Here is a 12,902-nt window from a genome sequence, read left to right as displayed (position 1 = left end):
ATTACTTCTCATCGCTGAGGCAGGGCAGAATGCGGTTAACCTTATGGAAGGTCTCTTCATATTCAGATTGCAGATCGCTGTCAGCCACCAGTCCGCCACCGGCGGCGCAGTAGAGGGTATTGTTTTCAGCGATCAGCGTACGAATGGTAATACTGCTGTCCATACGGCCACACAGGCTGATATAGCCTATGCTGCCGCACCAGGCGTTGCGACGATGCGGCTCCAGCTCTTCGATAATCTCCATCGCACGGATTTTTGGCGCTCCGGTGATTGAGCCGCCTGGAAAGCAGGCGCGCAGCAGATCGGTGGCGCGCAGCCTGTCGGGCAGACGGGCCTGCACGGTGCTCACCAGATGATGCACTGCCGGAAAGGGTTCAACCACAAACAGCTCAGGCACGCTCACGCTGCCGGGTTCAGCCACCCGACCAATATCATTACGCATCAGATCAACAATCATCAGATTCTCCGCACGATCTTTCGCGGAGTGCGCCAGCTTTTCCGCCTGCAGACGATCGGCCTCTGCATCGGCCAGACGCGGCAGCGTGCCTTTGATCGGACGCGTTTCAATAACGTTTTGCTGCAGAGAGAGAAAACGTTCCGGCGACAGGCTGAGCAGCGCGCTGTCCGGCAGACGCAGAAAGGCGCTAAAGGGCGCGCGATTGGCGCGCGTAAGGCGCAGAAACGCCTGCCACTCATCCCCGCTATAGCGCGCCTCGAAACGCTGAGCAAGATTGACCTGATAGCAGTCACCTGCCTGAATATACGCCTGTACAGCATTGAAGCGTGCTGCATAGGCTTCGCGCGTCAGGTCAGAGCGCCACGCGCTGGTTAAGTGAAACGCACGCGGCAGCGGAACCGCCTGCGCCTGCAGCCAGCGCCAGCGCGCGTCAGCATCGCTGAGAGAGACCAGCGTAAGCCGCTGCAGGTGATGATCGGCAATCAGCGCCCAGTCATAAAGGCCCACCGCCATATCAGGCGTCTGCAGATCCTGCTGCGCCACCGCCGGCAGCTGTTCAAACCGGCGGCCGAGATCGTAGCCAAACAGACCCAGCGCACCGCCCTGAAAAGGCAGATCAGGATGGGTGGCGGGCTGCAGGCCCAGCCGGTCCAGCTGCAGCTGCAGCAGCTGCAGCGGATCCTCCTCAGAGCGCCGGATGCCGGTACCATCATCAGTTTCGGTAAACCCGCCGCGCGTGGTAAGCGTGACGCGTGGATCGGCGGTCAGAATATCAAAGCGGTTATCAGCGTGATCGGCCTGACCCGAGGTCAGCAGCATGGCCCACGGGCGATGCGCCAGCGTGGCAAAGCGGTTCAACAGTGCATCGGGGGTATAGGTAAGCGTGAGGGTTTTCGCGATCATGGGTTCAGCAGCATTCAACAGGCAGAGGCGTAGCCTGGCATATTTTTTTGCCACTGGCACCTGTTTGTTCCGCGTGGGATAATGCCCGTCCGATTTAATCTGGAGTAACGTATGTTTACAGGGCTTCCGGCACTATCTCATGAGCAGCAGCAGCAGGCGGTTGAGCGAATTCAGGAACTGATGGCGGGCGGCATGGCCAGCGGCCAGGCGATTGCGCAGGTGGCGCAGGAAATTCGTGAGACCTTTACCGGAGAGGCGATTCGGGCACGCTTCGAAGATGAAGATGAAAACGAATAGTGCCCGTGCCGCTTAACGTGCGGCGATAATTTTTATTTCTACTTTATATTTCGGGTTCATCAGTCCGGCCTGTACGGTACAGCGTACCGGCGCGTTGCCCGGTGATACCCATGCGTCCCAGGCGCGATTCATCGCCGCAAAATCCGCTTTATCCACCAAAAAAATCGTGGCGTCGAGAATATTGCTCTTGTCCGATCCGGCACGCGTCAGAATACGATCGATAACTGCCAGCGCGTTAGCCGTCTGCGCCTCCGCATCGGCATCCAGATTTTCCGGGACGCTGGTGTAGTAGATCGTATTGCCGTGTATCACGGCTTCGGACATACGATGTTCGGGATCGATACGCGTAATAGACATGCTGTTCTCCTCTGTTTTTTGCTGCGCCAGCCTGGCATAACCGGGCTGCGATGTCATCTGTTGTGGTCGCGTCTGCGGAATCCTGACATAATTACAGTGTTTTTCAGGTTACAGGTGAGGATGTGTGGCAGACGATTTTGCAGCAGATGGCGCGTTAGCGCAGGCAATTCCGGGTTTTAAACCGCGTGCGGCCCAGCATGAGATGGCACAGGCGGTCACGGCAGCGGTAACGCACGGCGGTGAGCTGGTGGTGGAGGCGGGCACCGGAACCGGTAAAACCTACGCCTATCTGGCGCCTGCACTGCGCGCAAAAAAGAAAGTCATTGTCTCTACCGGCTCCAAAGCGCTGCAGGATCAGCTCTACAATCGCGATTTGCCCACCATTGCCCGGGCGCTCAAATTCAGCGGAAAAACTGCGCTGCTGAAAGGCCGCTCTAACTATCTTTGTCTCGAACGTATGGAGCAGCAAAACCAGAGCGGCGGCGATCTTACCGTACAGGCGCTGGGCGATCTTATCCACGTGCGCAGCTGGTCATTGGAAACCAAAGATGGCGATATCAGCAACTGCGCCGGTGTCGCTGAAGATAGCCCTGTCTGGCCTTACGTCACCAGCACCAATGACAACTGTCTTGGCAGCGACTGCCCGCTCTATAAAGAGTGTTTTGTCGTAAAAGCGCGTAAAAAAGCGATGGATGCTGACGTTGTGGTGGTCAACCATCATCTGTTTCTGGCTGACCTGGTGGTCAAAGAGGGCGGGTTTGGCGAGCTGATCCCGGAAGCGGACGTAATGATCTTCGATGAGGCACATCAGCTGCCCGACATCGCCAGCCAGTACTTTGGCCAGCAGCTCTCCAGCCGTCAGCTGCAGGATCTCGCCAAAGATATCATTCTTGCCTATCGCACCGAGGTGCGTGATGTGCAGCAGCTGCAGAAATCTGCCGATCGTCTGGCGCAGTGTGCGCAGGATTTTCGCCTGACGCTTGGCGAACCCGGCTTTCGCGGTAATCTGCGCGATCTGCTCAGTGATAACAACGTCATGCGCATGTTTACTCTGCTGGATGATGCGCTGGAACTCTGTTACGACGTCATTAAACTCTCCCTGGGACGCTCAGCGCTGCTTGACGCGGCCTTTGAGCGCGCGGCGCTCTATCGCACCCGCCTGAAGCGTTTACGTGCCATCAGCGAACCCGGTTTCAGCTACTGGTATGAATGTACCAGCCGGCATTTTACGCTGGCGCTGACGCCGCTTTCAGTTGCGGAGCGCTTTCGCGAAGTGATGGATACGCGTAAAGCGGCCTGGGTGTTTACGTCCGCCACGCTGGCGGTGAATGAACAGGTCGGGCATTTCGCCAGTCGGCTCGGGGTTGAGCAGGCGCAGACGCTGATCCTCGACAGTCCGTTTGACTACGCCCGGCAGGCGCTCCTGTGCGTGCCGCGCAACATGCCGGAGCCGAATGCGCCTGGCGGGGCCCGGCAGCTGGCGCGGATGATGAAGCCGCTGATTGATGCCAATAAAGGACGCTGCTTTTTTCTCTGCACCTCACACAAGATGATGCGTGAGCTGGCGGCCGAGTTTCGTGCATCAATGACTCTGCCGGTGCTGCTGCAGGGCGAGACCAGCAAAGGGCAGCTGCTGAAGCAGTTCCTGGAGGCGGGTAATGCGCTGCTGGTTGCCACCAGCAGCTTCTGGGAAGGTGTCGACGTGCGCGGCGATGCCCTGTCGCTGGTCATTATTGATAAACTGCCGTTTACCTCGCCAGACGATCCGCTGCTGAAGGCGCGCATGGAGGATTGCCGGCTGCGCGGCGGCGATCCGTTCAGTGATGTGCAGCTGCCGGATGCAGTAATCACCCTCAAACAGGGGGTGGGGCGTTTGATCCGCGACACCGCCGATCGCGGCGTACTGGTGATTTGCGATCAGCGTCTGGTCTCCCGCCCCTACGGCGAACTCTTTCTCAACAGCCTGCCACCCACGCCGCGGACCCGCGATCTGGCGCGTGCGATCGACTTTGTCCGGCAGGCTGAGGAACACTAATTTATGCCGCTTTGTGATAAGATGCGCGCCATTTTGATTCTCTGAGGTTGTTATGTCCGCCCGAATTTTAGCACTGGACACGGCGACAGAAGCCTGTTCTGCCGCGCTGCTGAATCAGCAGCAGATCGATGCCCGTTTTGAAATTGCTCCGCGCGATCACACGCAGCGCATTCTGCCGCTGGTGCAGTCGCTGCTGCAGGCGCAGCAGCTGGACCTGACCGCGCTGGATGCGCTGGCGTTTGGGCGCGGGCCGGGTAGTTTTACCGGCGTTCGCATTGGTATTGGCATTGCGCAGGGGCTGGCGCTGGGCGCAAACTTACCCATGATTGGCGTCTCTTCGCTGGCAACGATGGCGCAGGGGGCCTGGCGGCTGACCGGTGCCACTCGTGTGCTGGTGGCGATTGATGCACGCATGGGTGAAGTCTACTGGGCTGAATATCAGCGCGATGATGCGGGTCACTGGCACGGCGCCGACAGCGAAGCGGTGCTGAAGCCTGAGGCTGCCGCCGCTCGCATCGCGGCGCTGAGCGGCGAATGGGCGACCGCAGGTACCGGCTGGCAGGCATGGCCTGAGCTGATGACCACGCCGGGCGCAACGCTACTGGCCACCCCGGTTACGCTGCCCGCGGCTGAAGATATGCTGCCGCTGGCGCTGCAGGCGTGGCAGCGAGGCGACACCGTAGCGGTTGAGCATGCAGAGCCGGTTTATCTGCGTAACGAAGTGGCGTGGAAAAAGTTGCCCGGACGCTGAGCCGCCACGCAACTTATTTTTGCACCTCCAGTCTAAATTAAAAATTACAGGAGATGTGCTTATGCCAGGTTATCGTGCTGGAATCGCTGGTGGCGTACTGGCGTGTGTATTGCTGCTGAGCGGCTGCGTCAGCGTACCCGATTCTATTAAAGGAAACTCGGCGCTTCCGCAGCAGGATTTATTGCGCGTGATGAACGCTCCCCAGCTCTATACCGGGCAGGAGTCACGCTTTGGCGGTAAAGTGGTTCGCGTTACAAACCTCAACGGACTGACGCGGCTGGAGATAGCCACGCAGCCGCTGGATGAGAGCGCACGGCCCCGGCTGGGGGCTGCCTCAATCGGACGGATATATGCCGATCTCAAAGGATTTGTCGATCCGGTTGATGTGAATAACCAATATGTTACGGTGCTGGGTACCATCAAAGGCACCGAAAAAGGTGAAATTGGCAAGGCCAGTTATAACTTTGTTGTGATTGATGTGCGCGGCTATCAGCGCTGGCATCTGACTCAGCAGGTAATGACGCCGCCGCAGCCAATCGATCCCTGGATCGGATATGGCCCGACGCGGCATCATCCGGGTTACTGGGGGCCAAACCCTTACTGGGGGATGAACCTGGGGGGGCCGGCTCAGGTACAGACTATTCTGACCGAGTAGCCGCCACATACTTTTCCGGCCCGGTTGCGGTGCACGCAGCCGGGCTTTTTTATTGGGCGCGTAACCGGCGCACGAAATTTAGTGATGGGCTTCGCAACCTGAAAATGCCGTAACCGGCAAACTGGTACAATCAGTTAAAGTATTGTTAATAACACTGATTGCAGAGGCGGCGATGGCTACGCAACATGAATATCGGGGTGACTCTTTGACCAAAGTTTGGCTGAAACGCTATCCGCCAGATGTGCCAGCAGAAATAAATGCCGACCGTTATCCCTCTCTGGTCGATCTCTTTGAACATGCGGTGTTGCACTATGCCGACAACGTTGCCTTTATCAATATGGGGCAGCCGCTGACCTATCGCCAGCTCGACGCGCAGAGCCGCGACTTTGCCGCCTGGCTGCAGCAGGGGCTGGGACTGCAGCAGGGCGATCGCGTGGCGCTGATGATGCCTAATCTGCTGCAGTATCCGGTGGCGCTGTTTGGCGTACTGCGTGCCGGTATGGTGGTGGTAAATGTTAACCCGCTCTATACCCCGCGCGAGCTGAAACATCAGCTCAATGACAGCGGTGCCAGCGCCATTGTTATCGTTTCCAATTTTGCTCACACGCTGGAAAAAGTTGTGGCAGAGACGGCGGTAAAGCACGTGATGCTGACGCGGATGGGCGATCACCTGGCACCGGTCAAAGCGACGCTGGTGAACTTTGTGGTCAAGTATGTCAAAAAGCTGGTGCCGAAATACCATTTGCCCGGAGCTGTACCGCTGCGGCATGCGCTGCAGCAGGGCGCACGCATGGCTTATCAGCGTCCGGCGCTCAGCAATGACGATCTGGCATTTCTGCAGTATACCGGTGGCACCACTGGCGTTGCCAAAGGCGCGATGCTCACCCATGGCAACATGCAGGCAAACCTGGAGCAGACAAAAGCCACCTACGGCAAACTGCTGCGCGCCGGGCAGGAGCAGGTGGTAACGGCGCTGCCGCTCTACCATATTTTTGCGCTGACGGTTAACTGTCTGCTGTTCCTCGATCTGGGCGGCACTAATCTGCTGATTACCAATCCGCGCGACATACCCGGATTCGTTAAAGAGCTGGCTAAGTTTCCTTTTACCGCCATTACCGGCGTAAACACGCTGTTCAATGCGCTGCTGAATGATGAAAACTTTAATAAACTCGATTTCTCCACGCTGCGGCTCTCCGCTGGCGGAGGCATGTCGGTTCAGAAAGCGGTAGCGGAGCGCTGGGAAAAGCTTACCGGGCATTACCTGCTTGAAGGCTACGGCCTCACCGAATGCTCCCCGCTGGTATCGGTTAACCCTTACGATATTACCTGCCATACCGGCAGTATCGGCCTGCCGGTGCCCTCTACTGATATCCGGGTTATTGACGATCAGGATAATGATGTGACGCCGGGTGAGCCGGGTGAGCTCTGTATCCGCGGCCCGCAGGTGATGGCGGGCTACTGGCAGCGTCCTGATGCCACGCTGGAAGTGCTGAAAAATGGCTGGCTGCATACCGGCGATATTGTTACCGTGGACAGTGAAGGGTTTATCCGGATTGTCGATCGTAAAAAAGATATGATTCTGGTATCCGGCTTCAACGTCTATCCTAACGAAATTGAAGATGTGCTGATGCAGCATCCAAAAATTCGTGAAGCTGCAGCGATTGGCGTGCCAAGCGAACTCTCGGGTGAAGCGGTGAAGGTCTGTATCGTTAAAAAGGATCCCGGGCTGACTAAAGAAGAGGTGCTGGATCACTGCCGTCGTCAGCTGACCGGCTACAAGGTGCCGAAAATTATCGAGTTTCGTGAAGAGCTGCCAAAGACAAACGTGGGCAAAATTTTACGCCGCGAACTGCGCGATGAGGCGAAGCGGGAAGGGCAGTAGTGTCGCCATGCTTCCCCAGGTTAACGCCGGCTACGACCGGCGTTTTTATTGTTTTTAACATGGAGCGCTGCGCGGGGTTTGCGCAGCGGGAATAAATACGTGAATTACACCCTGATCGACCAAGACCACCAGCTGGCTGACGTGTGCCGCCTGGCTCGCCAGCATGATGCTGTTGCTCTGGATACTGAATTTGTACGTACCCGGACCTACTATCCTCAGCTCGGGCTGATTCAGCTGTTTGATGGCGAACAGCTGGTTCTGATCGATCCACTGCCGATTGGTGACTGGACGCCGTTTATCGCCCTGCTGCAGGATACGCAGGTGACTAAATTCCTGCACGCCGGAGGCGAAGATCTGGAAGTCTTTCTGCATCGCTTTGATTGCCTGCCGCAGCCGATGATCGATACGCAGATTCTGGCCGCCTTTTCCGGCCAGCCGCTCTCCTGGGGATTTGCAGCGATGGTTAATCACTTTAACCAGATTGAACTGGATAAAAGTGAGGCCCGCACCGACTGGCTTGCGCGCCCGCTGACCGAGCGTCAGTGCCAGTATGCCGCAGCGGATGTCGCCTACCTGCTGCCTATTGCCCGTGAGCTGATGGCGCAGACTGAAGCCGCCGGCAACATGAAGGCCGCCCTGAGCGAGTGCGACATGCTGTGTCAGCGCCGGCTCGATATATTGCAGCCTGAAGAGGCATGGCGCGATATTACCAACGCCTGGCAGCTGCGTCCGCGCCAGCTGGCCGCACTGCAGCGCCTGGCGGCCTGGCGCCTGAAGGTCGCGCGTCAGAAAGATATGGCGGTTAATTTTGTGGTACGTGAAGAAAATTTGTGGAAGGTCGCTCGCTATCTGCCCGGCAGCCTCGGTGAACTGGATCACCTTGGACTCAACGGCCATGAAATCCGTTTTCACGGTAAAGCGATGATTGATCAGGTCGCTGAGGCGCAGGCACAGGATGAGGCAACGCTACCGGCACCGCTGCCCAATCTTATTGAGCATCCGCACTATAAGCAGGTCTTTAAAGCGATTAAAGCGCTGGTACAGCAGGTAAGCGAAGAAACGGGATATGGTCAGGAACTGCTGGCTTCACGCCGTCAGATTAATCAGGTTCTCAGCGTGTTCTGGGGGCTGAAATCAGCAAACCGTCCACCCGAACTGCTGAACGGCTGGCGTGGCGAGCTGCTGAAGCCGGGAATCGACAAGATTCTGCAGGCACTTTAAGCGCGCTGTTTTCCCCTGCGCTATTACGCAGGGGAAACGCTGCGATCCGCTACACTCATTTCGGCGCGTCTTCCGTTTCCGGCAGCGTCACGTTCAGCTCCAGAATCGAAATATCGTCGCCTTTCTGATCGAGCTGTACTGTCACCATATCGGGATCGATTTTGACATATTTGCAGATCACTTCCAGGATATCGCGTTTAAGCTGAGGCAAATAGTGGGGCTCACTGTCGCCCCTCCTGCGTTCAGCAACGATGATCTGCAGCCGCTCCTTGGCTATATTGGCTGTGCTCTTTTTACGGGATAAAAAGAAATCGAGTAAGGCCATTGGTTATCCCCCGAACAGGCGTTTCAGGAAACCCTTCTTCTCTTCTTCAATAAAGCGGAAGGGGCGTTCTTCGCCAAGCAGGCGTTCTACGGTATCAGCATAAGCTTTACCGGCGTCAGAATTGATGTCGAGGATCACCGGTTCGCCCTGGTTTGAGGCGCGCAGCACAGACTGATCTTCCGGAATAACACCGACCAGCGGAATACGCAGGATTTCCAGCACATCTTCCATGCTGAGCATATCGCCACGGGTCACACGGCCTGGGTTGTAACGGGTCAGCAGCAGATGCTCTTTGACCGGGTCCTGGCTGTTTTCAGCACGGCGCGATTTAGAGGAGATAATGCCCAGAATACGGTCAGAGTCGCGTACGGATGAGACTTCCGGGTTGGTTGTGATGATCGCTTCATCAGCGAAATAAAGCGCCATCAGCGCGCCGGTTTCGATACCCGCCGGGGAGTCACAGACGATAAAATCGAACTCCATAGCGGCTAAATCGTTCAGCACTTTCTCTACGCCTTCGCGCGTCAGAGCGTCTTTATCACGCGTCTGCGATGCCGGCAGAATGTAGAGCTGCTCGGTGCGTTTATCGCGGATCAGCGCCTGATTCAGGGTGGCATCACCCTGAATAACATTCACAAAGTCATACACGACGCGACGTTCACAGCCCATAATCAAATCGAGATTACGCAGACCGATATCGAAGTCGATAACAACGGTTTTTTTGCCCTTTTGCGCTAACCCTGTCGCGATGGCCGCGCTTGACGTGGTCTTGCCAACGCCCCCTTTGCCCGATGTTACTACAATAATGCGTGCCATAAATGTTGATTTCCTTAACGAAAGAAAAGGGGCCTAATTAAGTGTCTGGATGGTAAGCGCGCCCTCTTTCAGACAGAGGCGCGCCGCTTTACCAAAAAATTCCGCCGGAATCTGATCCATGATCCAGTACTCACCGGCGATTGAGACCAGCTCAGCGGCAAGGTGAGTACAAAAAATCTGGCAGTCACGATCGCCACTGGCGCCTGCCAGCGCCCGGCCGCGCATCATGCCGTAAATATGTATATTGCCATCGGCAACCAGTTCTGCTCCGGCGCTAACGCTGCTGGTCACAATCAGGTCGGCGTTACGGGCATAAATCTGCTGACCGGAACGCACTGGCGTATTCACCACGCGCGTTTTGTTGATGCTCTCGGTAACAACAGCGGGTGCAGCAGCTTCTTCCGCAGGCGGCGCTTCAGCCGTTTTGCGGTTCTCTTTGCCTTCAGAGAGCACCGGTAAGCCCGCGCGGGCCACCATTTTTTTCTGGGCGTCATCTTTGCAACCGCTGACGCCAACGATACGCAGTCCGGTGGCGCTGATCGCCTGCTGCATCTGCTTCCAGTTAATATCTCCGGATAGCGCTGAGATGTTCAGGACGACCGGAGCGTTCTGTAAAAAGGCCGGCGCCTGATCGATCTTCTCCTGCAGCGCCTGACGAATCACATCGGGTTGTGAATGGTGCAGATGAACAACTGACAGGGTAAAACTGCTTCCCTTGAATTCGATTGGCGATTGCGGCATCTGTCCTGGCTCAGTCCTGTTTTTTTGACCCGGAGATGAACGTCGATAAAATCGCCATTAACATCATCGGGTCAATATTCGAAGTTCTGCAAGCATGTTATAGTTACTGTAATATTCAGGCAAGTGACGCTAACAGTTAATTCGAGTAAAAAATATGTTTTGTGTGATCTATAGAAGCCCGCAACGCGACCAGACTTATCTTTATGTAGAAAAAAAGGACGATTTCTCCCGCGTGCCGGAAGCGCTGCTTAAAGGTTTTGGCAAGCCGCAGTTAGCGATGGTGCTGTCGCTGGACAAGCGTGAGAGACTGGCCAACGCAGACATTGAAAAGGTAAAGCAGGGACTGCGCGAGCAGGGTTTTTATTTGCAGATCCCGCCGCCTGTAGAAAGTTTGCTCAACGTCCATCTTGAGCAGGGTAAAGAAGTTTAATTCAGATTCATCTGTAAAAAATATAGCCTGTAAATATATTCAGTGTTCAGTGATTAATTAATTGCCCATGTTCCATCCTGTCGTGGGCAATTAATATTTGTTTGCCCACCGTCGTAAGAAAGATAAATCTCTTTTGACAATTTCTGTTACACCTGTCGCGATAACCGTTAATATTATCTTTACTGGCGCCCCGTTCCGGCCGCTACTCACAGAGCCTCTGTCATCCCGACAGAGCGCAGACATAACTCAGGCAGGTGAAAAATATGTATCAGCATCGTAACTGGCAGGGTGCTCTGCTGGATTTTCCGGTCAGCAAAGTGGTATGCGTAGGCAGTAATTATGCAAAACATATTAAAGAAATGGGAAGCGCAACGCCGGATGAGCCGGTGCTGTTTATCAAACCTGAGACAGCCTTATGCGATTTGCGGCAGCCGCTCTCTATCCCGACCGCGTTAGGCGACGTGCATCATGAAGTGGAACTCGCTGTCCTGATCGGCGCCACGTTAAAGCAGGCCAGCGAAGAGCATGTGGCAAAAGCGATTGCGGGTTACGGCGTAGCGCTGGACCTTACGCTGCGCGATCTGCAGGCGGGGTTCAAAAAAGCGGGTCAGCCCTGGGAGCGCGCGAAAGGGTTCGACAACGCCTGTCCGCTTTCCGGCTTTATTCCGGTCGGTGAGTACACGGGCGATCCGCAAAACAGCGAGCTGCAGCTGGTGGTGAACGGAGAGCGGCGTCAGCATGGTTCTACGTCCGATATGATCCACAAAATCAAGCCGCTCATCGCCTATATGAGCCAGTTTTTTACGCTGCGCGCGGGCGATGTGATCCTGACCGGCACGCCAGAGGGCGTAGGCCCGCTGCGCTCAGGGGATAAACTTGAGATATCGCTGGCGGGTCACGGTATCAGCACGCGCGTGCTGTAATACTTGCATCACCGCATCTTAACCTTTATAAGGTGCGGTTTTGCTGAACAACCCGGACCGCAATGATGAGTGACCAACCTTTCTGGCAGACCAAACGTCTGGAACAAATGGACGACGCTGAGTGGGAATCGCTGTGTGACGGCTGCGGACAGTGCTGTCTGAATAAGCTGCAGGACGCCGATACGGATGAGATCTATTTCACCAATGTCGCCTGCAACCAGCTGAATATTAAAACCTGCCAGTGCCGCAACTACGAACGCCGGTTTGAGTATGAAGAAGATTGTATCAAGCTCACGCGTGAAAACCTCACAACCTTTAACTGGCTGCCGCGCACCTGCGCCTACCGGCTGCTTGGCGAAGGCAAAGCGCTGCCCGCCTGGCATCCGCTGCTGGCGGGATCAAAAAAAGCGATGCATGCCCAGCGGATCTCGGTGCGCTACATCGCTGTACGCGAAAGTGAAGTACGCGACTGGGAAGATCACATTATTGACCGACCCGATCGGAATGGCTGATTCTGCGTCCCTCAGCGGCCAAACAGGTTGCGCTGACGCGGCCTGAATATCTGAGCGACAAGTACCACTATCGCCACCAGCAGGTAGGCGGCAAAAATGGCGATCATCCACTGCGGCATGCTCCAGCCGAGGAGCGTCCAGCCGCGCTCAGCGCAGTCGCCGCTGGCAACAAATACCGCGGGCAGCCATTTGTCCAGCGGCAGCCATGCCGGAAAGCGTGCGGCAAAGTCGCAGGTGACAAACGGGTTAGGGTGCAGCTGCAGCATGGTATGCTCCCAGGATAAGCGCAAGCCCTCAGCGGCGCTGTAGATCCAAATGGCCAGGCTGGCCCAGCGCAGCGGAGTCTGCGGCGCAATAGCGCCCACCACGCCTGCCGCCATTACGCCAAACAGCGCACACCGCTCGTAGATACACATCACGCAGGGCTTAAGCCCCATACCGTGCTGGAAGAACAGCGCCACCAGCTCCAGCGCCAGCGCGGTCAATGCCAGCAGCAGCCAGGCGCCACGCCCGCGCGAGCAGAGATTCAGATATCGCAACATAGTGGATTTCCCTTAGCTATCAGTGCCTGGCAGTGTAAACCAAAAGCCTGACGCT

Annotated in this window: 15 protein-coding genes; 9 read left to right on the top strand and 6 right to left on the bottom strand. The window is 56.3% G+C overall.

Going from position 1 to position 12,902, the window contains the following annotated elements; translation table 11 throughout:
* Nucleotide 1: 1 nt before the first annotated feature.
* Entirely contained in the window at nucleotides 2–1,360 is a 1,359-nt protein-coding gene (pabB, locus tag C1Y41_RS06235) for an aminodeoxychorismate synthase component 1 (RefSeq protein WP_104085083.1), read from the bottom strand.
* Between the two features lie 111 nt (nucleotides 1,361–1,471).
* Between pabB and C1Y41_RS06230 the strand changes: the two genes are divergently transcribed.
* On the top strand, nucleotides 1,472–1,657 hold the full coding sequence (locus C1Y41_RS06230; protein WP_039384746.1) for a YoaH family protein: 186 nt from the start codon (nucleotides 1,472–1,474) through the stop codon (nucleotides 1,655–1,657).
* A gap of 12 nt (nucleotides 1,658–1,669) precedes the next feature.
* On the opposite strand, the gene C1Y41_RS06225 is transcribed toward C1Y41_RS06230, so the two are convergent.
* Nucleotides 1,670–2,014 (bottom strand): RidA family protein, encoded by a 345-nt coding sequence (locus C1Y41_RS06225; protein WP_104085356.1) that lies wholly within the window; start codon nucleotides 2,012–2,014, stop codon nucleotides 1,670–1,672.
* Nucleotides 2,015–2,138: 124 nt separating this feature from the next.
* Between C1Y41_RS06225 and C1Y41_RS06220 the strand changes: the two genes are divergently transcribed.
* From C1Y41_RS06220 to rnd, 5 genes are all read left to right on the top strand, one after another.
* Entirely contained in the window at nucleotides 2,139–4,049 is a 1,911-nt protein-coding gene (locus C1Y41_RS06220; RefSeq protein ID WP_104085082.1) for an ATP-dependent DNA helicase, read from the top strand.
* Between the two features lie 52 nt (nucleotides 4,050–4,101).
* Nucleotides 4,102–4,800 carry a tRNA (adenosine(37)-N6)-threonylcarbamoyltransferase complex dimerization subunit type 1 TsaB gene (tsaB, locus tag C1Y41_RS06215; protein WP_039384741.1) on the top strand — a complete coding sequence of 233 codons (699 nt, stop codon included), beginning with the start codon at nucleotides 4,102–4,104 and terminating at the stop codon, nucleotides 4,798–4,800.
* Between the two features lie 61 nt (nucleotides 4,801–4,861).
* Nucleotides 4,862–5,455, top strand: a complete 594-nt coding sequence (locus tag C1Y41_RS06210; protein ID WP_104085081.1) for a Slp family lipoprotein — start codon at nucleotides 4,862–4,864, stop codon at nucleotides 5,453–5,455.
* Nucleotides 5,456–5,660: 205 nt separating this feature from the next.
* Complete coding sequence (fadD, locus tag C1Y41_RS06205; protein WP_139239674.1) at nucleotides 5,661–7,337, top strand: long-chain-fatty-acid--CoA ligase FadD; 1,677 nt, start codon at nucleotides 5,661–5,663, stop codon at nucleotides 7,335–7,337.
* A gap of 99 nt (nucleotides 7,338–7,436) precedes the next feature.
* Complete coding sequence (gene rnd, locus C1Y41_RS06200; RefSeq protein WP_104085355.1) at nucleotides 7,437–8,558, top strand: ribonuclease D; 1,122 nt, start codon at nucleotides 7,437–7,439, stop codon at nucleotides 8,556–8,558.
* 55 nt (nucleotides 8,559–8,613) lie between these two features.
* Here the strand turns inward: rnd and minE are convergent, their stop codons facing one another.
* Genes minE through minC form a run of 3 tightly spaced genes read right to left on the bottom strand, consistent with a single transcriptional unit; the run spans nucleotide 8,614 to nucleotide 10,440 of the window.
* Nucleotides 8,614–8,883, bottom strand: coding sequence for a cell division topological specificity factor MinE (minE, locus tag C1Y41_RS06195; protein ID WP_039384731.1), 270 nt, complete (start codon nucleotides 8,881–8,883; stop codon nucleotides 8,614–8,616).
* A gap of 3 nt (nucleotides 8,884–8,886) precedes the next feature.
* Nucleotides 8,887–9,699 carry a septum site-determining protein MinD gene (gene minD, locus C1Y41_RS06190; RefSeq protein WP_039384727.1) on the bottom strand — a complete coding sequence of 271 codons (813 nt, stop codon included), beginning with the start codon at nucleotides 9,697–9,699 and terminating at the stop codon, nucleotides 8,887–8,889.
* Nucleotides 9,700–9,732: 33 nt separating this feature from the next.
* Nucleotides 9,733–10,440 carry a septum site-determining protein MinC gene (minC, locus tag C1Y41_RS06185; protein ID WP_039384722.1) on the bottom strand — a complete coding sequence of 236 codons (708 nt, stop codon included), beginning with the start codon at nucleotides 10,438–10,440 and terminating at the stop codon, nucleotides 9,733–9,735.
* A gap of 154 nt (nucleotides 10,441–10,594) precedes the next feature.
* On the opposite strand from minC, the gene C1Y41_RS06180 reads away from it, so the two are divergent.
* The 3 genes from C1Y41_RS06180 to C1Y41_RS06170 all read left to right on the top strand — a co-directional run bounded on the left by C1Y41_RS06180 (nucleotide 10,595) and on the right by C1Y41_RS06170 (nucleotide 12,305).
* Nucleotides 10,595–10,870 (top strand): YcgL domain-containing protein, encoded by a 276-nt coding sequence (locus C1Y41_RS06180; RefSeq protein WP_039384721.1) that lies wholly within the window; start codon nucleotides 10,595–10,597, stop codon nucleotides 10,868–10,870.
* 263 nt (nucleotides 10,871–11,133) lie between these two features.
* On the top strand, nucleotides 11,134–11,793 hold the full coding sequence (locus tag C1Y41_RS06175) for a fumarylacetoacetate hydrolase family protein (protein WP_039384719.1): 660 nt from the start codon (nucleotides 11,134–11,136) through the stop codon (nucleotides 11,791–11,793).
* Nucleotides 11,794–11,858: 65 nt separating this feature from the next.
* Nucleotides 11,859–12,305: a YcgN family cysteine cluster protein gene (locus C1Y41_RS06170; RefSeq protein ID WP_039384718.1), complete on the top strand. Its 447-nt coding sequence runs from the start codon at nucleotides 11,859–11,861 to the stop codon at nucleotides 12,303–12,305.
* An 11-nt stretch (nucleotides 12,306–12,316) separates the two neighbouring features.
* Here C1Y41_RS06170 and dsbB read toward each other — a convergent pair whose 3' ends face one another.
* The gene (dsbB, locus tag C1Y41_RS06165; RefSeq protein WP_039384717.1) at nucleotides 12,317–12,847 is read right to left on the bottom strand and encodes a disulfide bond formation protein DsbB; all 531 of its coding nucleotides are present in this window, start codon (nucleotides 12,845–12,847) and stop codon (nucleotides 12,317–12,319) included.
* Between the last annotated feature and the right edge of the window lie 55 nt (nucleotides 12,848–12,902).

It is taken from the genome of Pantoea sp. ICBG 1758, assembly GCF_002928325.1.
Classification (GTDB): domain Bacteria; phylum Pseudomonadota; class Gammaproteobacteria; order Enterobacterales; family Enterobacteriaceae; genus Pantoea; species Pantoea eucrina.
This window is presented reverse-complemented; position numbering and strand designations above follow the sequence as displayed.

Coding starts and splice junctions, on each gene's coding strand:
- pabB (WP_104085083.1), bottom strand. CDS start 1,360: ATGATCGCGAAAACCCTCACGCTTACCTATACCCCCGATGCACTGTTG.
- C1Y41_RS06230 (WP_039384746.1), top strand. CDS start 1,472: ATGTTTACAGGGCTTCCGGCACTATCTCATGAGCAGCAGCAGCAGGCG.
- C1Y41_RS06225 (WP_104085356.1), bottom strand. CDS start 2,014: ATGTCTATTACGCGTATCGATCCCGAACATCGTATGTCCGAAGCCGTG.
- tsaB (WP_039384741.1), top strand. CDS start 4,102: ATGTCCGCCCGAATTTTAGCACTGGACACGGCGACAGAAGCCTGTTCT.
- C1Y41_RS06210 (WP_104085081.1), top strand. CDS start 4,862: ATGCCAGGTTATCGTGCTGGAATCGCTGGTGGCGTACTGGCGTGTGTA.
- minE (WP_039384731.1), bottom strand. CDS start 8,883: ATGGCCTTACTCGATTTCTTTTTATCCCGTAAAAAGAGCACAGCCAAT.
- minD (WP_039384727.1), bottom strand. CDS start 9,699: ATGGCACGCATTATTGTAGTAACATCGGGCAAAGGGGGCGTTGGCAAG.
- minC (WP_039384722.1), bottom strand. CDS start 10,440: ATGCCGCAATCGCCAATCGAATTCAAGGGAAGCAGTTTTACCCTGTCA.
- C1Y41_RS06180 (WP_039384721.1), top strand. CDS start 10,595: ATGTTTTGTGTGATCTATAGAAGCCCGCAACGCGACCAGACTTATCTT.
- C1Y41_RS06175 (WP_039384719.1), top strand. CDS start 11,134: ATGTATCAGCATCGTAACTGGCAGGGTGCTCTGCTGGATTTTCCGGTC.
- C1Y41_RS06170 (WP_039384718.1), top strand. CDS start 11,859: ATGAGTGACCAACCTTTCTGGCAGACCAAACGTCTGGAACAAATGGAC.
- dsbB (WP_039384717.1), bottom strand. CDS start 12,847: ATGTTGCGATATCTGAATCTCTGCTCGCGCGGGCGTGGCGCCTGGCTG.